Source organism: Methylobacterium nonmethylotrophicum (assembly GCF_004745635.1).
Classification (GTDB): domain Bacteria; phylum Pseudomonadota; class Alphaproteobacteria; order Rhizobiales; family Beijerinckiaceae; genus Methylobacterium; species Methylobacterium nonmethylotrophicum.
Window position 1 is genome coordinate 58,316 of record NZ_SRLB01000028.1, and the last position, 21,685, is coordinate 80,000.

Genomic DNA, 21,685 nt, shown 5'->3' on the forward strand with positions numbered 1-21,685 from the left:
TCTTCTTATCTCCGCGCCGTTCTTGCTCCCTCGCAGCAGATTGCCCTAAGCGGAGCCGGTCACTTCCCTTCGACGGCCGGCCATGACCCTCACGCGACGCAGCATCCTCCGGGCAGCCCCGGTCCTCGCGACCGGAGCGGTGCTGGGCGCCGGGCCGGGCGCCCTTGCGCAGGGCCGCGCGGTGCCGCTGCGGGTCGGCGTGATCCCGATCCTCGCCACCGCGCCGCTCTTCGTCGCCGAGAAGGAGGGCTGGCTGAAGGAGGCGGGCCTCTCGCTCGCCGTCACCACCTTCGAGTCGGGGCCGAACATGATCCAGGCCCTGGCCTCGGGGACCCTCGACGTCTACGTCGCCGGCGTCGCGCCGCTCGGCGTCGCCCGGGCGAAGGGCATCGACGTCAAGGTGGTCGCCGCCACCTCCGTCGAGGAGAACGTCTTCGTCGCAGGCCCGAAGCTCGCCCGCCTCGCCGAGCCCGGCGTCGCGCCGGCCGAGGTCTTCCGCCGCTACCGCGCGGCGAACGGCAGCCCGGCGCGGCTCGCGACCCAGCCCCTCGGCTCGGTGCCCAACACCACCCTGCAGCACTGGCTGTGGGAGGTGGCCAAAGTCGACCGGACGGACGTCACGATCGTGTCGATGGGGATCGATGCGACCCAGCAGGCCGTGCTCGCGGGCGCCGTCGAGGGCGGAACCTTGCGCGAGCCCGCGGTCTCCATCGTCACCGGCCGCAACCCGGCGATCCGCCTGATGGCGCTCGGCGGCGAGATGTTCCCGAGCCAGCCCGGCACCGTCGTGGCGCTGACGCGCGCCCTTCTCGACAAGGAGCCCGGGGCCGCGCAAGCCATCGTGACCGGCATCGTGCGGGCGGTCGACCTGATCGGCCGCGATCCGGAGCGCGTCGCCCCGACCATCGAGGCGGCCCTCGGCAAGGGGCTCGTCGACACCGCGACCATCCGCCGGGCACTGGCCTCGCCGGCGACGCGATTCACCGCCGATCCCCGCGCCATCGTCGAGGCGACGGCGGCGATGCAGCGCTTCCAGGTCAGGATCGGGGCGCTCGAGCGCGAGGTGCCCCTCGACGGCCTGTTCGAGCCGCGCCTCTACGAGCGCGCGGTCGCCGGCAAGTGAGAACAGGCAAGTGAGAACAGGCAAGTGAGGTCCCGCCCCGCGGCGGCTCTCCTCCCGCTCGTCGGGCTCGCCGCCTTCTTCGCCCTGTGGGAGGCGTTTCCCCGGCTCGACCTCGTCAATCCGGCCTTCCTGCCGCCGCCCTCGGTCATCCCGGAGGCCTTCCTGCGCGAGCTGCGCTCCGGGCAGTGGCTGATGGCGATCGGCGGCAGCCTCGGGCATTACCTGGGCGGCCTGGCGCTCGGCATCGTCCTCGGCATCGCGGTCGGCACGCTGACGGGCATGTCGCGCACGGCCGAGGGGCTGACCGCCTGGATCGTGCGGGTCCTGCGCCCGGTGCCGGGCCTCGCCTGGGTGCCCTTCGCCATCATCTGGTTCGGGGTCAGCCCCGAGGCGGCCCTGTTCATCGTCGCCGTCGGCGTGTTCTGGATCGTCTACTTCGCGAGCCACGGGGCGATCCGCGGCGTCGACCGCGACCTGATCGAGCTCGCCGCCGCCTTCGGCTTCCGCTCGGCGCCCGAGCGCCTCCTCACGGTGGTGTGGCCGGCGGCCACCCCGGGGATCCTCGTCGGCGTGCGCACCGCGATCGGGCAGGCCTGGATGGCGGTGGTGGCGGCCGAGATCTTCGGGGTCGCGGGCCTCGGCCAGCGGATGATGCAGGCCTCGACGCTGCTCGCGACCGACATCGTGGTCGTCTACATGCTCACCATGGCGCTGCTCTACGGCGTGTTCGACGCCGCCTTCACCGCCCTCCAAGGCTGGATGCTCCGATGGCGGGCCTGATCGCGATCCGGGACCTGGCGCTGACCTTCACCCGCGACGGCGCCCGCACCACGGTGCTGTCGGGCCTCGACCTCGACATCGAGCCCGGCGAGTTCCTGGCGATCGTCGGTGCCTCGGGCGTCGGCAAGTCGACGCTCCTGCGCGTCGTCGCCGGCCTCGTGCCGCCGAGCGCCGGCACCGTCAGGTTAAGCGATCCCGAGCCCGGCCGCCGGGCGGTGTCCCTGGTGTTCCAGGATTCCCGCCTGCTGCCCTGGCGCCGCGTCCTCGACAACGTCGCCTTCGGGCTCGAGAAGCTGCGCCTGCCCCGGGCCGAGCGGCGCCGGCGGGCGCAAGGAGCCCTGGCGCGGGTCGGCCTCGCCGATCTCGCCGGGCGCTGGCCGTTCCAGCTCTCCGGCGGCCAGCGCCAGCGGGTGGCGCTGGCCCGGGCGCTCGCGGTCGAGCCGCACGTGCTCCTGATGGACGAGCCGTTCTCGGCCCTCGACGCGCTGACCCGCGAGAGCCTGCAGGACGAGCTCGCCCGGCTCTGCCGCGCTTACCGTCAGACCGTCCTGTTCGTCACCCACGACATCGAGGAGGCGGTCACCCTCGCCGACCGGGTCGTGGTGCTGGCCGGCCGCCCGGGCCGGATCGTCGCCGCGCACCGGGTCGCGGGGGGCCAGCCGCGGGACCGGTCGGCCCCGGAGCTGAAGGCGGTCGCGCAGGCGATCCGGGAGGATCTGGCGGGAGCTGGAGTCAGCCAGAACCTGCAGACCGCAGACTAGCCGGGGCGGAAACCACATCTCTCGGCATCATCGCGGGTTCCGCTTCCGCGGTCCCGGGACGCCGCGCGTGCGAAGTCGGTCGATGGCAAGGGTCGAGGCCGGGGCTCGCCGCCTCACCGCCGCAGCCGGTTCCCCAGCACGAACCCGAACAGCCCCATCAGCACGATCCCGGTCGCGCCCTGCACGCCGACGAGCAGGTTCGTCACCCGGCCGACCGGCTTGATGCCGATCTCCGGCGGGTTCGCCGTCATCATGTTGAGGGCGCTGTAGCTGAGGAGATCGATGGCGTTGTAGGTCGCCTGCCCGCCGCCCTCCGGGATCAGGCCGCCGGTGAGGCCGTAGAGCCCGGCGAAGACCACGATGATCAGCGCGAAGGCGCGGAACATCCGCGACAGGCTCTCGCCGTAATCGCACAGCCACTCGACGAAGTGGTCGGCAAGCCAGCGGTAGCCGTGGCGCATGAGATCGCCCCGGTCGCGTGCGCGCCAGGCGGCGCGGGCCTGGACCCCGGCATGCAGGCGGCCCATGCGGCGGCGGCGGCGATAGGCCCAGCCGGCCTCGTCGTGGCTGCCGATGCTCTGGAAGTTCTGCTCCAGCGCGAGGTAGCTCGCCTTGGCCGCCTCGTACTCGCCGGCGACCTCCTCGCCCACCGTCTCGCCGATCTGCGCGGCGCGGAACCGTGTGCCGTTGAGCCAGGCGCCGGCGAAGCGGGCGTGGCGCAAGGAGCAGGACGAGAGATCGAGCCGCACCAGGGTCGCGGCCGAAAGGTCGGCCCCGGAGAGGTCGGCTCCGTCGAGCTTGGCGCCCGTCAGCGTGGCGCCGCGCAGGCGCGAGCCGGTGAGCCGGGCCTTGGTCAGGCTCGCGCCCTCGAAATCGGCGTGGGTCAGGTTGGCGTCGGAGAGGTTGACCTCGTCGAGGCGCGCGCCGCGGAACGTCGTGTAGTCGGCGTCGGCTCCGGTGAAGTCGGCGCCCCACAGGTCGGCGCCGGAGAAATCCGCCCCGTCGAGCAGGCTGCGCGGCAGGCGGGCGAAGCGCAAGGACGCGTCCCGGAAGCTCGCATCCTCCAGCATCGCCTCCGTGAAGTCGGCCTGGCCCCCGGCGACGCCGACGAAGCGGGCGCCGCTGAGGTCGGCCTTCCCGAAATCCGCTTCCTCGATCAGCGCGCCGGAAAAGTCAGCCGATCGGGCCAGCGCCCCGGCGAGCCGCGCGCGCTTCAGGGTGGCACCGGTGAGGTCGGCCTGCTCGAGATCGCTGCCCGGGATCGCGGCCCCGGCGAGGTTCAGGCCCTGGCGGTCCGCATCCCACCACGCCGCGTCGCCGGCGATCGGCGACAGGGCGTCCCGGCTCAAGCTCGCCTCGCGCAGGTCGAGGCCGTCGCGATTGAGCGGTCCCTCCTGCGCCGCGATCTCGGCGAGGAGCGCGCCGACGCGCGGGTCGAGCGGGACTTTGGGTCGGGAGTTCACCGCTCAGGCGCGCCCGGCGCAGCCGACGGGCCTGTCCATGCCATGGCGCACGCGTGTTCCTTCGCGAGAGGGGCCGGGCCGGTATCAGCCACGGACCCGGCGGGAATGCAACGGCGGGGCCGCGCGACCCGCGCACCGCCCGGAAACGGCGCGACGATCGCCGTCCTCGACGTTCGCAATCAATGTAACATCGAGCGAATCAGAAAATTAATGATTGCGATTTGCAAATTCTTATATCGTGGTGCCACAAGACATGTTCTGAAGAAGAGGGGGTGCGTGGTGAAGAGAACGGTATGTTTTTCGGTTTGCGCTGTCCTGCTCTTGTCCGGTACGGCCTCGGCGCAGGGTCTGGACGGCATGGTGGTGCTGAAAGGCGTGTGCAGCCCGAAGAGCCACATCGCGGAAGGGCGCATCGGCGAAGACCTGACCAGGCGGCAATCCCGCTTCTTCTGTGATGCCGCGGTGATCACGACGCCGAACGGTCAGGCGGGGCGCAGACTCGTGAACTTCGCGGAGTCGAGATCACACACGCGCCCGCCCATCGGCTTTGCCGGCACGATGGTCGAGCGCGACATCATGCAAGTTCACCGGGTCTACCTGCAATCCGGACAGGCGCTCGCCGTTTCGGACGGCTACTGCAAATTTTTCAGCACGAACAAAGCAATTCATGGGATCGCCTGTGGAGCGAAGATCGACAATGGGGGCAGGCGGACAGTTCCGATCGTCGCGTTCGATGGGCGCGTTCAGTCGTGACTCGCTCATCGAGCAAATACGGTCTGCTTTCGATGGGTCAATTGCAGATAAAATCATGCATTCGGCACCTTATTTTGGCGGCATGTCTTGCCGGATCCGGATGAACCTTCGATGGCGTGGACGAGGCCGGTGCCGTCCCGGTTCCTCCTCCGTCACGCCTCGTCCGAAGCCGCCGCGGTGAGGGTGACCCGGGCCGCCCGCACCTCCGCCAGGAAGGCCCGCGCCAGTCGCGACAGCGGCTCGGCCTCCGACCACAGCATGAAGGCCTCGACCGGCGTCGTCGGCGCGAAGGGGCGCACCACCACCGGGTGCGCGCCGCCCTGCGAGGGCGAGAACGGATCGACCACCGCGACGCCGACGCCCGCTCCCGCCAGCACGCAGGCGGTGTTGCAGTAGCGGACCTCCACGGTGGCGCCGAACGGCACGCCGGCCCGGGAGAAGCTGTCCCGCACCGCCTCGCCGAGGCGGGTGCCGCGCTCGAGCCCGATGAAGGGATGACGCGCGAGGTCGGCCGGCGTGACGCTCGCCTTCAGGCTCAAGGGATGGTCGGGGGCCATGACGCAGACCATCTCGCCCCGGTGCACCACCTCGTGGGCGATGCCGACGTGGTTCGACAGGCCGAGCGCGAAGCCGAGTTCCGCGACGCGGCTGGTGACGCCGTCGACCACGCCCTCGTAGCGGCGCACGTCGAAGAAGATCCGCGTCTGCGGCCGCTGGCGCACGAAGGCGGCAAGGGCCCGCGGCAGCAGGCTGTAGGCCAGCGGCGGCGTCGCCATGAGGGCGAGGTGCCCGTGCCGGTTCTCGCGCAGGTCGCGCAGGCGTCCCTGGAGCTTGCCGTGGAGCGCGAAGATCGCCTCGCTCTCACGGTAGAGCGTCATCGCCTCGGCGGTCGGGAACAGCCGGTTGTTGATCCGGTCGAACAGCGGGAAGCCGACCTGCGCCTCCATCGCCTTGAGGGCATTGCTCACCGCTGGCTGCGACACCGCCAGCTCCTCGGCCGCCGCCAGGGTGGTGCGGTGCCGGACCACCGCCCGCAGGATCTCGAGCTGCCGCAGGTTCATCATCACTCCGGGTTATAGTCGGGCGGAATTTATCATAAGTGTCAGGATTGTGGGGGGCGTCAGGAATATGCATGATCGGCTCATGAAGGTGGGCCGAGACAGCGTAATGCTTGTTGATTAAGCATGATGCCTACCATGAGGTCATGATGTCCCGTTACGTCACCGTGGCGGCGGCCCAGATGGGGCCGACCCAGCGCGCCGATTCCCGCGCCCATACCCTCGACCGGCTGATCCGCCTGCTCGAAGAGGCGGCCGCCCGCGGAGCGACCCTCGTGGTCTTCCCCGAGCTGGCCTTCACGACATTCTTCCCACGCTGGCTCCTCGAAGGCGAGGAGCTCGACCGATATTTCGAGCGGGCGATGCCCAATCCCGCGGTGCAGCCGCTGTTCGACCGCGCCCGGGAGCTCGGGGTCGGCTTCAACATCGGCTACGCCGAGCTGACGCCGGAGGGCGAGCGCTTCAACAGCACCATCCTGGTGCAGCCGGACGGGTCGATCCTCGGGCGCTATCGCAAGGTCCACCTGCCGGGCTCCGTCGAGCCGCGGCCGGGCGCGCGCTTCCAGCAGCTCGAGAAGCGCTACTTCTCCTACGGCAGGACCGGCTTCCCGGCCTTCCGGGCCGGCGCGGCGTGGTCCGGCGCGATCATCGGGATGATGATCTGCAACGACCGTCGCTGGCCCGAGGCTTGGCGGGTGCTGGGGCTCCAGGGCGTCGAGCTCGTTTGCGTCGGCTATAACTCGGCCGCCTACGACCCGAACGGCGGCACCAGCGAGGACGCGTCCCTGCGCACCTTCCACTCGACGCTGGTCGCCCAGGCCAATGCCTACATGAACGCCACCTGGGCGGTGGCGGTGGCCAAGGCCGGGGACGAGGACGGCTCGGGCCTGATCGGCGGCTCCTGCATCGTCGATCCCGACGGGCGCATCGTCGCGCAGGCGCAGACCCTCGGCGACGAGGTGCTGGTGGCCGAGTGCGACCTCGATCGCTGCCGCCAGGGCAAGGACAAGATGTTCAATTTCGGCCAGCACCGGCAGCCGGCGCAGTACGGGCCGATCACCGAGCGCGCCGGCGTGATCGAGCCGGCCCCCCTCGCGGCGGAGTGACTCTGATGCGGCGCACCCTCGTCCTCGCGGCCCTGGCCGCTCTCGCGGCGAGCGCCCTCGCGGCGGGCCGTGCCGCAGCCACCGGCCTGCCGGAGGAGATCCGCCAGCGCGGACAGGTCCGGCTCGCCGTCAACGCCACCTACGCGCCGATGGAGTACCGCGACCCCGAGACCAACACGCTGAAAGGCCTCGACATCGACCTCGCGACGGAGATGGCCAAGCGCCTCGGCGTCAGCATCGCCTGGAGCGAGGTGCCCTTCGCCGAGCTGATCCTGTCGCTGCAGACCGGCCGGTCGGACTTCGTCATCAGCGGCATCTCCGACCGCGCCTCGCGGCGGGACAAGGCCGACTTCATCGACTACCTGACGACCGGGGCGCAGTTCTTCGTCCTCGCCGGCAGCCCGGCCGCGACTGAGACGGACCTGTGCGGCAAGCGGATCGGCACCACCCGCAGCACCTCGTTCCCGGTCCAGATCGAGGAGTGGAGCGCCAAGACCTGCGTGGCCGCGGGCAGGCCGCCGGCGATCGTCGCGCCGGGCGAGAACAGCATCGACGTGCGCACCCAGCTCAAGCAGGGCCGCATCGATGCCGCCGTCCAGGGCAGCGAGACGCTGCCCTACGCGCAGAGCCTCGAGGCCGGCCGCTACCGGGTGGTCGGGGCGCCGTTCACCAGGGGCTACCAGGGGATCATGGTGCGCAAGGAGGACACGGCCCTGCGCGAGACCTTGACCGCGACCCTGCGGGCGATGATCGCGGACGGGACCTACGGCACGATCCTGGCGAAGTACGGCCTCTCGGCCAATGCGGTGGCCGAGCCCCTCCTGAACGCGAGCGACCAATGAGCAGCGGACGCGCCCTGGCGGAGGGCTTTCCCGACCTCACCGGCCTGCCGACCGCCCGGCGGACCCATTGGGGCCGCTGGATCGCCGCCGGCCTGATCCTCGTCGTCCTGGCGCTGATCGGGCGCGCCTTCGCGCAGGGCCAGATCGAGTGGGCTTACGTCGGCCGCTTCCTCACCGTGCCGGTGATCCTGCGCGGCATCGTCAACACCCTGGTCATGGCGGTGCTGGCGATGAGCCTCGGCATCGTGCTGGGCCTCGTCGTGGCGGTGATGCGGCTCTCGCCGAACCCGGTGCTGAAGGGGGTGGCCGCCGGCTACACCTGGCTGTTTCGCGGCACGCCGCTGATCCTGCAGCTGCTGCTCTGGTTCAACCTGGCGCTGGTCTTTCCCGTCATCGGCATCCCGGGCCTGTGGTCGGCGAAGTCGGTCGAGGTGATGACGCCGTTCCTCGCCGCTTTGCTGGGCCTCGGCATCAACCAGGGCGCCTATACCTCGGAGGTGATGCGCGCCGGCCTGCTCTCGGTCGATGCCGGGCAGTACGAGGCCGCGCAGGCGATCGGCATGGGCCGGCTCAAGGCGCTCTATCGCATCATCCTGCCCCAGGCGATGCGGGTGGTGCTGCCGCCGCTCGGCAACGAGTTCATCGGCATGGTCAAGGCGACCTCGCTCGCCAGCGTGATCCAGTACCCGGAGGTGCTGCACGCCGCCGAGAACATCTACTACGCCAATTCCCGGGTCATCGAGCTCCTGATCGTCGCCGGCCTCTGGTACCTGCTGGTGGTCTCGATCCTCACGCCCTTGCAGATGCTGCTCGAGCGGCGCTTCTCCCGCGGTACCGCGAGGATCACCAAATGAGCGCTCGGCCCCTCGTCGCCGTCCGCCGCGTCTCGAAGAGCTTCGGCACCTTCAAGGCCCTGAACGACGTCTCGCTCGACGTGCGTCCCGGCGAGGTGATGTGCCTGATCGGCGCCTCGGGCTCGGGCAAGACGACGCTGCTGCGCTGCGTCAACCAGCTCACCCGGATCGATGCCGGCGGCATCTGGGTCGACGGCGAGCTTTTGGGGATGCGCGAATCCGGCGGGCGCCTGCATGCCTTGAGCGAGCGCGAGGTGGCGCGCCAGCGCCTCAAGACCGGCATGGTCTTCCAGCGCTTCAACCTCTTCCCGCACAAGACCGCCCTCGAGAACGTCACCGAGGGCCCGGTGCATGTCCAGGGCCGCCGGCCGGCGGAGGTGCGCGACGAGGCGATGGCGCTCCTCGCCCGGGTCGGGCTCGCCGCCAAGGCCGGCAACTACCCGTCCCAGCTCTCCGGCGGGCAGCAGCAGCGCGTCGCCATCGCCCGCGCGCTCGCCATGAAGCCGCAGCTGATGCTGTTCGACGAGCCGACCTCGGCCCTCGACCCGGAGCTCGTCGGCGAGGTGCTGGCGGTGATGCGCGAGCTTGCGCGCTCGGGCATGACCATGATGGTCGTCACCCACGAGCTGGGCTTCGCCCGCGAGGTCGCCGACACCGTGGTCTACATGGACCAGGGTGCCATCGTCGAGGCGGGCACGCCCGCCGAGGTTCTGGGCGGGCCGCGCGAGGCCCGCACCCGCAGCTTCCTCTCGGCGGTGATCGGCTGAGAGATGGTTTTCCTGAGTGAGGAGGGATTGGTGAAGCGCCTGATCGCGATCGGTCTCATGACCCTGTCCGCCACGATCGCCGCGGCGCAGGACGCGCCGAAGGCCACCCTGCCGCCGGACGTGGTCAAGAGCGGCACGCTCAAGGTCGCGATCGTGCCGAACTATCCACCGATGGAGTTCAAGAACCCGGAGACCGGCCAGCTCACCGGCTTCGACGTCGATCTCGGCGATGCGCTCGCGAAGAAGCTCGGGGTGAAGCTCGCCTGGCAGGAGACCAGCTTCGACCAGATGATCCCGGCGCTCTCGACCGGCCGGGTCGACGCGATCCTGTCGGGCATGACCGACCTCCCGACGCGGCACGACACCGCGACCTTCGTCGATTACCTGCGCAGCGGCCCGCAATTCTTCGTCCGCAAGGCCCGCGAGGGTGAGTTCACCAGCATGGCCGCGCTCTGCGGCAAGAAGGCCGGGGCGAGCCGGCGCACCTCGTTCCCGCGGGAGATCGCGGCCTGGAGCGAGCAGAACTGCAAGGACAACCCGGTGGTGTTCATCGGCACGGAAGGCTCGGCCGATGCCCGCACCCAGCTCAAGCAGGGCCGCATCGACGCCGCCGTCCAGGGCAACGAGACGCTGCCCTACGTGATGGGGCTGGAGCCCGACACCTACATGCCCCTCGGCAGCCCGATCGCCCTGCAATACACCGGCATCGCGCTGCCGGTGAAGGAGACCGGCCTGCAGCAGGCGGTCGCCGGCGCCCTCGACGCGCTCATCGCCGACGGGACGTACAAGGCGCTCCTGGAGAAGTGGAAGCTGACCGAGAACGGCGTCGAGAAGGCGCTGATCAACGGGGCGAAATAGTCCCGCGCAATCGACGATCTCACATCTCAAAAAATAGAGCGCGGGATTCCCTCTCCAGGCGATGCCGGGCTTGCCCGGTATCGCTGCAAGGTGTGGGAGAGGGGTAGGGGCGATCGAAGATCGCGCGAGGGTGACACGTTTCAGATGCTAGCGCTGACAGTCGAGCTGCCAGCACGACGTTCACAGCTTCACACTGAAGCGTGTCACCCTCACGCGGGATCTTCGATCCCCACGGCCCCTCTCCCACACGGGAGAGGGGAGAGCGCGAGCTTGTCGAAGTCGGCGCTTCAGGATCCCGCTCCCGGTAGCCCCGACAGCCTCACCGGCCAACTCCGAAAGAAACCACTCATGAACCGCGCCGCCCTCGACAGCATCCCGCTCACCCCCGCCAACCTCGCCCCGCCGGCCCCGGACTTCCCGTGGCCGGCGCCCTACACCGCCGCGATGTTCCTCTCCTTCGACGTCGATGCCGAGAGCGCCTGGACCAGCAAGGATGCGGGCCACGCCGAGCGCCTCGTCACCATGAGCTACGGCGCCTACGAGGCCCGGGTCGGCACGCCGAAGCTCCTCGAACTCCTCGACCAGCTCGGCCTCAAGGGCACGTTCTTCATCACCGGCTGGGCCGTCGACGCCTATCCGGCGATGGCCGAGGCGATCCTGCGGGCCGGCCACGAGATCGGGCACCACGGCTACCACCACCTGATGCCGGATCCCGGTGCGCCCTTCATGGAGGAGGAGGTGGAGCGCGGCTTCGAGACCCTGAAGCGGCGCCTCGGCGTGGTGCCGACGGGCTACCGCGCGCCCTACGGCGAGTTCACGGACGCCTTGCGGCAGATCCTGGTCAAGCACGGCATCGTCTACACCTCCTCCTTCCGCGACGACGTGCGGCCCTACCGCCACGTGCTCCGCGACGGCACCCCCGGCCCGATCGAGCTGCCGGTCACGGCGAGCTACGACGACTGGATGCACGGTCTCTCGACCCGGTTCAGCCCGCGCTCGATCTTCCCCAAGGAGCACGTCCTGTCGTTGTGGAAGGACGAGCTCGACGAGGTGCGCGACTGGGGCGCGATGGTGACGACGGTGCTGCACCCGCAATGCAGCGGCCGGCCGATGCGCCTGCGCCTGCTGCGCGAGTTCCTGACCTACGCCCGATCCTGCCCCGACCTCTGGATCACCACCGGCGAGGCGATCACCGGGAACTTCCTGAAGCACGAGAGGGCGGCGTGACGACTACGGCGATCTTCGGCGCGTACGTCCTCACGCGTCGCGACGGCAGACCGGCCGTCGAGCGCGACCGCTGGGTGCTGGTCGAGGGCAGCCGCATCGCCGCGATCACCCCGGACCGGCCGGCGGCCGACGACACGCATGACCGGCCCGGCCGCCTCGTGCTGCCGGGCCTCCTCAACCTGCACAACCACTGCTTCAGCGAGGCGATCGCCCGCTCGCACACCGAGGACGGGCGGGGGCGCAAGGGCGGAAAGAGCATCGTCTACACGGTGCTGCTGCCGCTCTCGAAGACCGCCCTGACGGTGCTCTCGCCGCGAGAGCGCCTGGCGGTGGCGCGGCTCGGCATCCTGCAGCTGCTGAAAGGCGGCGCCACCACGGTGATGGAGCCGTTCCGGAACGGCATCCCTGAGATGTTCGAGGCGGCCGAGGCGATGGGCCTGCGCTTCTACGGCGCGCCCTACCTGTTCTCGACCTCGGATGCCAAGGCCGGACCGGACGGGCGCGTGACTTACGCGGGCGACGACGGCGAGGCCGACCTCGCCGCCTGGAACGCGCTGCACGCCCGCTGGGAGGGCAGGGCGGACGGGCGCATCCGCCTCGCCATGAGCCCGCACGCCACCGATACCTGCGGGCCCGACCTGTTGCGCGCCTGCGCCGCCCGGGCGCGGGAGCTCGGCGTGCCGATCACCACTCACCTCGCCCAGAGCGACGACGAGGTCGCGACCATCCGGGCGCGCCACGACGGCCGCAGCCCGGCCGAGTACCTCGACTGGCTCGGCCTGCTGGCGCCGGACCTGCTCGCCGCCCACTGCATCGCCAGCAGCGACGACGACCTGCGCCTGATGGCGGCACGGGGCGCCACGGTGCTGAACTGCCCGCGGGTCTTCGCCCGGGCCGGCCGCACCGCCGCCTTCGGACGCTTCGCCGCCCATGGCATCCGCACCCTGGTCGGCACCGACGGCTACAACATGGACCTGCTGGGGGAGCTGAACGCCGCCTCGCTGATCTCGAAGATCGCCGCCGGCCGGGCCGAGGTGGCGGATTCGACGGCCCTCATCGACGCCGTGACCGGCCAGGCCGCCGCGGCGATCCGGCGCCCCGACCTCGGCGTGATCGCGCCCGGGGCCAAAGCCGACCTGACGGTGGTCGACCTGACGCACCCGCACCTGCAGCCCCTGCACGATCCCCTGCGCGCCCTGATCGCCCTCGCCAACCGTGCCGACATCGCCCAGGTCATGGTGGACGGCCGGCTCCTCGTCGACGAGGGCCGCTACCGTCACGGCGACGAGGCAGACATCGTCCGCGAGGGCGCCGCCGCGATCGAGCGGATCTGGGACCTGCCGGAGGCCCGCGCGGCCTTCGAGGAGGCCTGACGCCCTTAAGCAGAAATGCATGGCGCAATCCTGCTTAGGATCTTGTTTTTGCATCATTTTCGCTGGCGCGGTCCTTCGGTTCGCCGCCGAACCGGTGACCGCTTCGGCACCGGTCGTTCGCGACCGGCGGAATGATGCTTAGCGGAGATCGAGCGCCCGGATCACCTCGGCGATCCGGCGTGTCGCCGCCTCGCCGAGCGGCAGGATCGGCCGCGGCGGCGCGGCGTGGCAGAGGTCGAGGAGGTTCGCGCAGGCATACATCACCCGCAGGCTCGAATGCTCCCGGAACAGCGCCCAGAGTGGGTCGAGCCGGGCGTCGAGCCGCCGTGCTTCGTCGGCGTCGCCGGCCCGCACCGCCCGGAGGATCGCGACGCCGACCTGCGGAAACAGCCCGGCGACGACGCTGTACCAGGCATCCGCACCGGCGATGAGCGCTTCGGTGACTGTCCAGTCGCCACTGTAGCCGAGGGAGAAGCCCTCCGGCACGACGGCGCGGAGATCCGCCAGGTGCCCGGCCACGGCCTGCGATTCCTGGCCCGGGCTCTTCACCGCGACGATCCCGGGCACACGGCTCAGGCGGCCGACGAGATCCGGGCTGAACCGGAAATGCGTGGTCGCGGGATTGTCGTAGATGCAGAGCGGCAGGCCGCTCTCCCGCGCCACCTCGGAAAAATGCGCAAAGACCTCGTCGTCGGTGAGCGGCGTGTACGAGACCGCCGCGAGCAGCCCGGCGGCGGCGCCCGCGGCCCGCGCATCCTGCGCCAGCCGCAAAGCCTCGTCGGTCCGCAGGGCGCCGACGCCGACCACGATCGGCACGCGTCCCGCCTCATCGAGGGCGGCGTCGAGCGCCCGGCGGCGCTCGTCGCGCGTGAGGTAGGGATAGGAGCCGGTGCTGCCGAGAAGGCCGATCGAATCGACCTCGGCCTCGCGCAGGCGGGCGACCAGCCGGCGCAGGGCCGGCAGGTCGACGCGGCCGTCGGCACCGGACGGCGTGATCGGGAAGGCGGAGAGGCCGGTGAGGCGCATGGGAGCGATCCTTCCTGGTCAGGCGGCAGGCCGGCGCGCGAGGGCGAGGCCGAGTCCGAGAGTGATCATCGCGGCGCCCGAGGCCTCGCGCAGGCGGCGCACCAGCCCGGGCCGCGCCGCGGCGGCGCTGCGGATGCGGCCCGCCGCGATCGTGACCGCGAGATCCGCGAGCGTGTTGAGGACGACCGAGACGGAGCCGAGCACCACGAACTGCACGGCGACGGGACCGGCGGCCGGATCGACGAAGTGCGGCACGAACGCGAGGAAGAATGCCGCCGTCTTGGGGTTCAGCGCCTCGACCAGCACGCCCTCGCGGAACGCCCGCCCCGGTCCGATCGACGGTGCCGCATCGCCCACCGTCACGGACGCCGCGTCCCGGCGGGCGGCGCGCAGGGTGCGGTAGCCGATCCAGACCAGGTAGGCGGCCCCGACGAGCTTCAGCGCCGTGAACAGCTCGGCGCTCGCGAGCACGAGGGCGGACACCCCGAGGCCGCCGGCGACGACGTGGACCAGGCCGCCGAGGCCGGTGCCGAAGCTCGAGGCGACGCCCTCCGGGCGGCCGCCCGCAAGCGTCCTGGCCGCGACGTAGAACAGGCCCGGACCGGGCGTGACGGCGAGCACGAGCGCGGCCACGGCGTAGAGGGCGAGGGAAGCGAGGTCGGGCATGCGTGATCTCTGACCGGGCGCGGGCACGGCGCCGTTGCCACGTGCTCATCGGGCAAGCGGGCGGATACCGGCGAACCGGCCCACCCTCCACGGCCAGTTCCGGGCGTTCGCGCTGGTCCAGTTGCGGGTTGGGAGCGATGCCGGCCCGCAAGAGCCCGTCCGCCGGAGCGGCCGTCGGGCGGCTCCGGGACGATCCCAACCGGGCCGATCCTTACGCGCCGCCGCGCGCTTGGCGCGAACCTTGCTGTTAGATCGAGCGTGACCGTTCCCGCCACTTCCCCGTGCGATACCCCGCGCCCCGCCTTGACCGGAGCGCCCGACAAGGGCGAACTCTGCGGGAGGCCGGCTTCCAGGGGCGCGGGGCGCGGCTCACCACACGACAGGCCCCACCGACAGGCAGGATACGCGCCATGGATCGCAGGACGTTTCTGAAAGGCTCGGCCGCCCTCGGCGCCGCCGGCGTTGCGACGACCCGTCTCGCCAGCCCGGCCATCGCGCAGCCCGCCAAGGTGCTGCGCTTCGTGCCGCAGGCCAACCTCGCGAACTTCGATCCGATCTGGGGCACGCAATACGTCGTGCGCAACGCCGCCGCCCTCGTCTGGGACATGCTCTACGGCGTCGACGCGGAGCTCAAGCCGCAGCGCCAGATGGTCGAGTCCGAGGAGGTCTCGGCCGACGGCCTGACCTGGACCTTCCGCCTGCGGCCCGGCCTGAAGTTCCACGACGGCGAGCCCGTCCTGCCGAAGGACGTGGTGGCGAGCCTCACCCGATGGATGGCCCGCGATCCGATGGGCCTGATGATCCGGGCGACCCAGGCCGAGCTGGCAACCGTCGACGACCGCACCTTCCGCTGGCAGCTCAAGAAGCCCTTCCCCAAGCTCCTGCTGGCGCTCGCCAAGAACAACGCGCCCTGCGCCTTCATCATGCCGGAGCGGATCGCCAAGACCGACCCGTTCACCCAGATCACCGAATATGTCGGCTCGGGCCCGATGAAGTTCGTGCGCAACGAGTGGGTGCCGGGCGCCCGCGCGGTCTTCGAGAAGTTCGCCGATTACAAGCCTCGCGACGAGCCCTCGTCCTGGCTCGCCGGCGGCAAGCGCATGCTGCTCGACCGGGTCGAGTGGGTGATCATGCCGGATCCCGCCACCGCCTCCGCGGCGCTCCAGAACGGCGAGGTCGACTGGTGGGAGAACCCGATCCCGGACCTCGTGCCGCTGCTGCGCAAGAACCAGAACATCAGCGTCGACATCGCCGATCCCCTCGGCAATATCGGGGCGTTCCGGATGAACCACCTGCATCCGCCCTTCGACAACCCGAAGATCCGGCAGGCCGTCCTCCTCGGCATGAACCAGGAGGATTACATGCGGTCGCTGATCGGCGACGACGACAAGCTGTGGAAGCCGGTACCCGGCTTCTTCACCCCGGGCACCCCGCTCTACAGCGAGGCCGGCGGCGCCAAGATCGGCAAGGGCGACATCGCGGCGGCCAAGAAGATGCTGGCCGAGGCCGGCTACAAGGGCGAGCCCGTGATCTGCGTCGTGGCGCAGGACCAGCCGATCACCAAGAACATGGGTGACGTCACCGCCGACCTGCTCAAGCAGATGGGGATGAAGGTCGACTTCGTCGCCACCGACTGGGGCACCGTCGGCACGCGACGCGCCTCGAAGGCGCCGCCGGCGCAGGGCGGCTGGAACATGTTCCACACCTGGCACGCCGGTGCGGACTGCATCAACCCGGCCGTCTACAACGCCATCCGGGCGAACGGCGACAAGGCGTGGTTCGGCTGGCCCGACCTGCCGCCGGTCGAGGCGGCGATCACCGAGTGGTTCGACGCGCCCGACGTCGCGGCCGAGAAGGCCGCGATCGACAAGGTGAACGCCGCGGCGATCAGCGGCGGCCTCTACGCGCCGACCGGCTTCTTCCTCGGCTACCAGGCCTGGCGGAAGACCGTCAGCGGCGTGGTCAAGGGGCCGCTGCCCTTCACCTGGGGCGTGTCCAAGGCCTGAAGGGAAGCGTTCCGTGCTCGGCTTCCTCGTCAGGCGCGTCCTCGCCGTCATCCCGGTGATGGCGGTGGTCGGGCTGTTCGTGTTCAGCCTGCTCTCCCTCGCGCCCGGCGACCCGGCGGCGCTCATCGCCGGCGACCAGGCCACGCCGGCCGACATCGAGCGCATCCGCGCCTCGCTGGGCCTCGACCGGCCGTTCCTGGTGCGCTTCAGCGAGTGGGCCTGGCGCATCCTGCACGGGGATCTCGGCACCTCGATCTTCACCAACCTGCCGGTCACCACCATGATCGGGCAGCGGGTGCAGCCGACCCTGTCCCTGATGCTGGTGACGCTCGCCTTCGCGGTCCTCGTCGCGGTGCCGCTCGGCGTGCTCGCGGCCTGGAAGGCGGGGCGCCTCGTCGACCGGCTGGTGATGGGGGCGGCGGTGCTCGGCTTCTCGGTGCCGGTCTTCGTCGTCGGCTACCTGCTGGCCTATCTGTTCGCCCTCGAGCTCGGCTGGCTGCCGGCACAAGGGTACACGCCGATCGAGCAGGGCATCGGCCCCTGGCTCGCCAACCTCGTGCTGCCGGCGCTGACGCTGGGCCTCGTCTACATCGCGCTGATCGCCCGGGTGACCCGGGCGACGATGCTCGACGTGCTGCAGCAGGATTACGTGCGCACGGCCCGCGCCAAGGGCGTGGCGCAGGGCGGGGTGCTGTTCGTCCACGCGCTCAAGAACGCCGCGGTGCCGATCGTCACGGTGATCGGCATCGGCATCGCGCTCCTGATCGGCGGCGCCGTCGTCACCGAAACGGTCTTCGCGATCCCGGGCCTCGGTCGGCTCACCGTCGACGCGATCCTGCGGCGCGACTATCCGGTGATTCAGGGCGTCGTGCTTTTGTTCAGCTTCACCTACGTGCTGGTCAACCTGGCCATCGACCTTCTCTACACCCTGATCGATCCGAGGATCCGCTATTGAGCGCCGCCTCTCCCCTGGTCTCACCGCCGCAGGAGCGCGAGGCGCCCGCCGGCCTCGCGGTCGCGACGCCGCTGCCCGACCTCTACCCGCCCCGCAAGGCGCTCGGCCGGGTCCGCCGGACCTGGCGGCGCCACCCGACCATCGTCGTCGGCGGCGCCATCCTGCTCCTCGTCGCCCTGATGGCGCTGCTGGCGCCCTACCTCTGGACCGTCGACCCGACGGCGATCAGCACCTCGCGCCGCACGCGGGTGCCCTCGGCCCTCTACTGGTTCGGCACCGACATGCTCGGGCGCGACGTCTATTCCCGCGTCGTCTACGGCGCCCGGGTCTCGCTCCTCGTCGGCTTCGCGGTGGCGTTCCTCGCCTCGATCGCCGGCCTCGCGGTCGGGCTCGTCTCCGGCATGGTGCGCTGGGCCGACGGGATCATCATGCGGATCGTCGACGGCCTGATGTCGATCCCACCGATCCTGCTCGCCATCGCCCTGATGGCGCTGACCCGCGGCTCGATCGAGAACGTGATCCTGGCGATCACGGTCGCGGAGATACCCCGCGTCGCGCGCCTGGTGCGCGGCGTCGTGCTCTCCCTGCGCGAGCAGCCCTATGTCGAGGCGGCGGTGACCACCGGCACCCGCACGCCGATGATCATCTGGCGCCACATCCTGCCCAACACCCTCGCGCCGATGACCGTGCAGGCGACCTATATCTGCGCCTCGGCCATGATCGCCGAGTCGATCCTGTCCTTCATCGGCGCCGGCGTGCCGCCCGCCACGCCGTCCTGGGGCAACATCATGGCGGAGGGCCGGGCGCTCTGGCAGGTGAAGTTCTACATCATCCTGTTTCCGGCGATCTTCCTGTCGCTCACCGTGCTAGCCGTGAACCTCGTCGGCGACGGGTTGCGCGACGCGCTCGATCCGCGGATGGCGAAGGATGTGTGACAGATTGTTTGCCGGGCCGGAGCGAAAAACCGGAACCTCCTTCCATCCCGCCCGCACACGGCAAGCGACCCCTCTCCGGAGACGACGGCCATGACGCTCCTCTCCGTCGAGAACCTCCAGGTCCATTTCCGGACCCCGGACGGGGTCAACCGCGCGGTCGACGGCGTGTCCTTCGCGATTCGAGCCGGCGAGACCCTGGCGGTCGTCGGCGAATCCGGCTGCGGCAAGTCGGTGACCTCGATGTCGATCCTGCGGCTCCTGCCCGAGCCGCCGGCGCGGCTCGCCGGCGCCATCCGGTTCGAGGGCCGCGACCTTCTCCAGTTGCCCGAGCGCGAGATGCGCCGCATCCGCGGCAACGCCATCAGCGTGATCTTCCAGGAGCCGATGACCTCGCTCAACCCGGTGCTGAGCGTCGGCCGCCAGATCGGCGAGACCCTGCGGCTGCATCAGGGCCTGTCGCGCAAGGAGGCCGAGGAGCGGGCGGTCGAGATGCTGGCCCTCGTCGGCATCCCGGAGCCGCGCCGCCGGGTGCGGGAATATCCGCACCAGCTCTCCGGCGGCATGCGCCAGCGGGTGATGATCGCCATCGCGCTTGCCTGCTCGCCGAAGCTCCTCATCGCCGACGAGCCGACGACGGCCCTCGACGTGACGATCCAGGCCCAGATCCTCGACCTGATGCGCGACCTGAAGCGCCGGGTGGGAGCCGCGATCATGCTGATCACCCACGACCTCGGCGTGGTGGCGGAGGTCGCCGACCGGGTGGTGGTGATGTATGCCGGCCGCAAGGTCGAGGAGGCCAGCGTCCGCGACCTCTTCCGGGCGCCGCGTCATCCCTACACGCGCGGCCTGATGGGTGCGGTGCCGCGCCTCGGCGCCGCCGAGCGGCCGGGCGCAGCCCAGCGGCTCGCCGAGATCCCCGGCATGGTGCCGAGCCTGAAGACCCGCATCGACGGCTGCGTCTTCGCCGGCCGCTGCCCCGCCGTGACCGATCTCTGCCGGATCCATGCCCCGGCGCTGGAGCCGAAGGCGCCGGGCCAACTCGCCGCCTGCCACTACGCGCCGAAGGACGCGCTCGCCGCGTGACCACGCCTCTCCTCGCGGTCAACGACCTGCGCAAGCACTTCGTCCTCGGCGGCAACCTCCTCGGCCGCGGCGCCCGCACCCTCAAGGCGGTCGACGGCGTCTCCTTCACCCTCGAGCGGGGTGAGACCCTGTCCCTCGTCGGCGAATCCGGCTGCGGCAAGTCCACGGTCGCCCGCAGCGTGATGCGCCTCTTTCCCCCGACCGCCGGCCAGGTGGTGCTCGCGGGCACCCGCATCGACGACCTCTCGGCCGGCGCGCTCCGCCCCCTGCGCCGCCGCATGCAGATGGTCTTTCAGGACCCGTTCTCGTCGCTCAATCCCCGGATGCGGGTGCGCGACATCCTGGCGGAGCCGATCCGCAACTTCGCCCTCGCCAGGACCCGCGCCGACCTGGAGGCACGCCTCGCCGCCCTGATGGAGCGGGTCGGCCTGCCGCGGGAGGCCCTGTCGCGCTTTCCCCACGAGTTCTCCGGCGGCCAGCGCCAGCGCATCGGCATCGCCCGGGCGCTCGCCGCCGAGCCGGACCTGATCATCTGCGACGAGGCGGTCTCGGCCCTCGACGTCTCCGTCAAGGCCCAGATCGTCAACCTGCTGCAGGACCTGCAGCGGGAGCTGGACCTCGCGCTCTTGTTCATCTCGCACGACCTCGCCATCGTCGAGCACATGACCCACCGGGTGGCGGTGATGTATCTCGGCAAGATCGTCGAGATCGGCCCGCGCCGCGAGATCTTCCTCGCGCCGAGGCACCCCTACACGCGGGCGCTGCTCTCCGCCGTGCCGATCCCCGAGCCCGATGCCGGCCGCACCCGCATCGTGCTGCGCGGCGACGTCCCGAGCCCGATCAACCCGCCGAGCGGGTGCCGCTTCCACACCCGCTGCCCGCATGCCTTCGACCGCTGCCGCAACGAGGAGCCGCAGCTCGATCGCGTCGGCGGCGATCACTTCGCGGCCTGCCACCTCGACGGGGCCGCCCTGCCGGCGCAGGCGGCGTGAGGAACGCAATTTTTCCCTGAGTCAGCGTGAGGGAGTCGAGTCGTGCAGCACGAGCTGATCCTGCGGGGCGCCCGCATCATCGATCCGTCCCAGAACCACGACGGCCTCGCGGACGTCGCCTTCAGCGATGGCCGCGTCTCAGGCTTCGGCCGCGACCTCGTGGCGGGGGAGGGGACGGTCGTGCGCGAGATGAACGGGGCGATCGTCACGCCCGGCCTCATCGACCTACACACCCACGTCTACTGGGGTGGCACGTCGCTCGGCATCGACGCGGACGAGTTCTGCCGGCTGTCGGGCGTCACCACCTCGGTCGATACCGGCAGCGCCGGGCCGGGCAACTTCCCGGGCTTCCGCAAGCACGTGATCGAGCGATCCGAGGCCCGCATCCTCGCCTACCTGCATGTCTCGTTCGCCGGCATCTACGGCTTCTCCAAGACCGTGATGGTCGGCGAGAGCCAGGACATGCGCCTGATGGCGCCCCGCGAGGCGGTGGCGGTGGCCGAGGCCAATCGCGACGTCATCATCGGCATCAAGGTCCGGGTCGGTGCCCACGCCTCGGGCACGCAAGGGACGGCGCCTCTCGAGATCGCCCTCCAGGTCGCCGAGGAGACCGGCCTGCCGCTGATGGCGCATATCGACGAGCCGCCGCCGAGCTACGAGGCGGTGCTGGCGATGCTGCGCCCCGGGGACGTGCTCACCCACGCCTTCCGGCCGTTCCCGAACTCGCCGGTGACGGCGCAAGGCGCCGTGAAGCCGGCGGTACGGGAGGCGCGCGAGCGCGGCATCCTGTTCGACATCGGCCACGGCAAGGGCTCGTTCGCCTTCAAGACCGCCCGCGCCATGCTGGCCGGCGGCTTCCAGCCCGACACGATCTCGTCGGACGTGCATGCGCTCTGCATCGACGGCCCGGCCTTCGACCAGGTCACCACGATGTCGAAGATGCTCTGCCTCGGCATGAGCCTGAACGAGGTCATCGCGGCCTCGACGGTGAACGCCGCGGTGGCGCTCCGGCGCATGGAATACGGCACGCTGAAGGTCGGCGCGCTCGGCGACGCCA

General features: G+C 70.7%; 21 protein-coding genes (1 of these 21 only partly in view). 17 read left to right on the forward strand and 4 right to left on the reverse strand.

Features of this window, described 5'->3' with window-relative positions:
- Positions 1–82 precede the first annotated feature (82 nt).
- The 3 genes from EU555_RS27685 to EU555_RS27695 are packed head-to-tail and all read left to right on the forward strand — an operon-like array spanning position 83 to position 2,664.
- Positions 83–1,123: an ABC transporter substrate-binding protein gene (locus EU555_RS27685; RefSeq protein ID WP_135418611.1), complete on the forward strand. Its 1,041-nt coding sequence runs from the start codon at positions 83–85 to the stop codon at positions 1,121–1,123.
- A 24-nt stretch (positions 1,124–1,147) separates the two neighbouring features.
- The gene (locus EU555_RS27690; RefSeq protein WP_135418612.1) at positions 1,148–1,903 is read left to right on the forward strand and encodes an ABC transporter permease; all 756 of its coding nucleotides are present in this window, start codon (positions 1,148–1,150) and stop codon (positions 1,901–1,903) included.
- Entirely contained in the window at positions 1,891–2,664 is a 774-nt protein-coding gene (locus EU555_RS27695; RefSeq protein ID WP_135418613.1) for an ABC transporter ATP-binding protein, read from the forward strand. The genes EU555_RS27690 and EU555_RS27695 overlap by 13 nt, the downstream gene beginning before the upstream one ends.
- A gap of 113 nt (positions 2,665–2,777) precedes the next feature.
- On the opposite strand, the gene EU555_RS27700 is transcribed toward EU555_RS27695, so the two are convergent.
- Positions 2,778–4,127, reverse strand: a complete 1,350-nt coding sequence (locus EU555_RS27700) for a pentapeptide repeat-containing protein (RefSeq protein ID WP_135418614.1) — start codon at positions 4,125–4,127, stop codon at positions 2,778–2,780.
- Positions 4,128–4,403: 276 nt separating this feature from the next.
- On the opposite strand from EU555_RS27700, the gene EU555_RS27705 reads away from it, so the two are divergent.
- Entirely contained in the window at positions 4,404–4,880 is a 477-nt protein-coding gene (locus EU555_RS27705; RefSeq protein WP_135418615.1) for a hypothetical protein, read from the forward strand.
- Between the two features lie 152 nt (positions 4,881–5,032).
- Here EU555_RS27705 and EU555_RS27710 read toward each other — a convergent pair whose 3' ends face one another.
- On the reverse strand, positions 5,033–5,941 hold the full coding sequence (locus tag EU555_RS27710; protein ID WP_135418634.1) for a LysR family transcriptional regulator: 909 nt from the start codon (positions 5,939–5,941) through the stop codon (positions 5,033–5,035).
- 146 nt (positions 5,942–6,087) lie between these two features.
- Between EU555_RS27710 and EU555_RS27715 the strand changes: the two genes are divergently transcribed.
- From EU555_RS27715 to EU555_RS27745, 7 genes are all read left to right on the forward strand, one after another.
- Positions 6,088–7,044, forward strand: a complete 957-nt coding sequence (locus EU555_RS27715; protein WP_135418635.1) for an N-carbamoyl-D-amino-acid hydrolase — start codon at positions 6,088–6,090, stop codon at positions 7,042–7,044.
- Positions 7,045–7,049: 5 nt separating this feature from the next.
- On the forward strand, positions 7,050–7,886 hold the full coding sequence (locus EU555_RS27720) for an ABC transporter substrate-binding protein (protein ID WP_135418616.1): 837 nt from the start codon (positions 7,050–7,052) through the stop codon (positions 7,884–7,886).
- Positions 7,883–8,740, forward strand: a complete 858-nt coding sequence (locus EU555_RS27725) for an amino acid ABC transporter permease (protein WP_135418617.1) — start codon at positions 7,883–7,885, stop codon at positions 8,738–8,740. The genes EU555_RS27720 and EU555_RS27725 overlap by 4 nt, the downstream gene beginning before the upstream one ends.
- Positions 8,737–9,507, forward strand: a complete 771-nt coding sequence (locus tag EU555_RS27730; protein ID WP_135418618.1) for an amino acid ABC transporter ATP-binding protein — start codon at positions 8,737–8,739, stop codon at positions 9,505–9,507. The genes EU555_RS27725 and EU555_RS27730 overlap by 4 nt, the downstream gene beginning before the upstream one ends.
- Before the next feature lie 3 nt (positions 9,508–9,510).
- Positions 9,511–10,365 carry an ABC transporter substrate-binding protein gene (locus EU555_RS27735; RefSeq protein ID WP_425375161.1) on the forward strand — a complete coding sequence of 285 codons (855 nt, stop codon included), beginning with the start codon at positions 9,511–9,513 and terminating at the stop codon, positions 10,363–10,365.
- A 348-nt stretch (positions 10,366–10,713) separates the two neighbouring features.
- Positions 10,714–11,592: a polysaccharide deacetylase family protein gene (locus EU555_RS27740; RefSeq protein ID WP_135418619.1), complete on the forward strand. Its 879-nt coding sequence runs from the start codon at positions 10,714–10,716 to the stop codon at positions 11,590–11,592.
- The gene (locus tag EU555_RS27745) at positions 11,589–12,965 is read left to right on the forward strand and encodes an amidohydrolase family protein (protein WP_135418620.1); all 1,377 of its coding nucleotides are present in this window, start codon (positions 11,589–11,591) and stop codon (positions 12,963–12,965) included. Before EU555_RS27740 ends, EU555_RS27745 begins: the two co-directional genes overlap by 4 nt.
- 138 nt (positions 12,966–13,103) lie before the next feature.
- On the opposite strand, the gene EU555_RS27750 is transcribed toward EU555_RS27745, so the two are convergent.
- Positions 13,104–13,991, reverse strand: coding sequence for a dihydrodipicolinate synthase family protein (locus EU555_RS27750; RefSeq protein WP_135418621.1), 888 nt, complete (start codon positions 13,989–13,991; stop codon positions 13,104–13,106).
- Between the two features lie 18 nt (positions 13,992–14,009).
- Entirely contained in the window at positions 14,010–14,657 is a 648-nt protein-coding gene (locus EU555_RS27755; protein WP_135418622.1) for a LysE family translocator, read from the reverse strand.
- Between the two features lie 410 nt (positions 14,658–15,067).
- On the opposite strand from EU555_RS27755, the gene EU555_RS27760 reads away from it, so the two are divergent.
- The 6 genes from EU555_RS27760 to EU555_RS27785 form a co-directional block, all read left to right on the forward strand.
- Positions 15,068–16,663 (forward strand): ABC transporter substrate-binding protein, encoded by a 1,596-nt coding sequence (locus tag EU555_RS27760; RefSeq protein ID WP_135418623.1) that lies wholly within the window; start codon positions 15,068–15,070, stop codon positions 16,661–16,663.
- Between the two features lie 13 nt (positions 16,664–16,676).
- The gene (locus tag EU555_RS27765) at positions 16,677–17,618 is read left to right on the forward strand and encodes an ABC transporter permease (RefSeq protein WP_135418624.1); all 942 of its coding nucleotides are present in this window, start codon (positions 16,677–16,679) and stop codon (positions 17,616–17,618) included.
- 14 nt (positions 17,619–17,632) lie between these two features.
- On the forward strand, positions 17,633–18,553 hold the full coding sequence (locus tag EU555_RS27770) for an ABC transporter permease (RefSeq protein ID WP_135418637.1): 921 nt from the start codon (positions 17,633–17,635) through the stop codon (positions 18,551–18,553).
- 90 nt (positions 18,554–18,643) lie between these two features.
- Complete coding sequence (locus EU555_RS27775) at positions 18,644–19,636, forward strand: ABC transporter ATP-binding protein (protein ID WP_135418625.1); 993 nt, start codon at positions 18,644–18,646, stop codon at positions 19,634–19,636.
- Entirely contained in the window at positions 19,633–20,628 is a 996-nt protein-coding gene (locus EU555_RS27780) for an ABC transporter ATP-binding protein (protein ID WP_135418626.1), read from the forward strand. The genes EU555_RS27775 and EU555_RS27780 overlap by 4 nt, the downstream gene beginning before the upstream one ends.
- Positions 20,629–20,670: 42 nt before the next feature.
- Positions 20,671–21,685, forward strand: the 5' portion of a protein-coding gene (locus tag EU555_RS27785; protein WP_135418627.1) for an amidohydrolase/deacetylase family metallohydrolase. It continues 125 nt past the right edge of the window; only the first 1,015 of its 1,140 coding nucleotides appear in the window; it begins with the start codon at positions 20,671–20,673; its stop codon lies beyond the right edge, outside the window.

Bases quoted from the DNA above. Each gene is read 5' to 3' on its own strand.
- EU555_RS27685 (WP_135418611.1), top strand. From the start codon at position 83: ATGACCCTCACGCGACGCAGCATCCTCCGGGCAGCCCCGGTCCTCGCG.
- EU555_RS27755 (WP_135418622.1), bottom strand. From the start codon at position 14,657: ATGCCCGACCTCGCTTCCCTCGCCCTCTACGCCGTGGCCGCGCTCGTG.
- EU555_RS27725 (WP_135418617.1), top strand. From the start codon at position 7,883: ATGAGCAGCGGACGCGCCCTGGCGGAGGGCTTTCCCGACCTCACCGGC.
- EU555_RS27760 (WP_135418623.1), top strand. From the start codon at position 15,068: ATGGATCGCAGGACGTTTCTGAAAGGCTCGGCCGCCCTCGGCGCCGCC.
- EU555_RS27775 (WP_135418625.1), top strand. From the start codon at position 18,644: ATGACGCTCCTCTCCGTCGAGAACCTCCAGGTCCATTTCCGGACCCCG.
- EU555_RS27750 (WP_135418621.1), bottom strand. From the start codon at position 13,991: ATGCGCCTCACCGGCCTCTCCGCCTTCCCGATCACGCCGTCCGGTGCC.
- EU555_RS27735 (WP_425375161.1), top strand. From the start codon at position 9,511: ATGGTTTTCCTGAGTGAGGAGGGATTGGTGAAGCGCCTGATCGCGATC.
- EU555_RS27730 (WP_135418618.1), top strand. From the start codon at position 8,737: ATGAGCGCTCGGCCCCTCGTCGCCGTCCGCCGCGTCTCGAAGAGCTTC.
- EU555_RS27715 (WP_135418635.1), top strand. From the start codon at position 6,088: ATGTCCCGTTACGTCACCGTGGCGGCGGCCCAGATGGGGCCGACCCAG.
- EU555_RS27740 (WP_135418619.1), top strand. From the start codon at position 10,714: ATGAACCGCGCCGCCCTCGACAGCATCCCGCTCACCCCCGCCAACCTC.
- EU555_RS27720 (WP_135418616.1), top strand. From the start codon at position 7,050: ATGCGGCGCACCCTCGTCCTCGCGGCCCTGGCCGCTCTCGCGGCGAGC.
- EU555_RS27710 (WP_135418634.1), bottom strand. From the start codon at position 5,941: ATGAACCTGCGGCAGCTCGAGATCCTGCGGGCGGTGGTCCGGCACCGC.
- EU555_RS27695 (WP_135418613.1), top strand. From the start codon at position 1,891: ATGGCGGGCCTGATCGCGATCCGGGACCTGGCGCTGACCTTCACCCGC.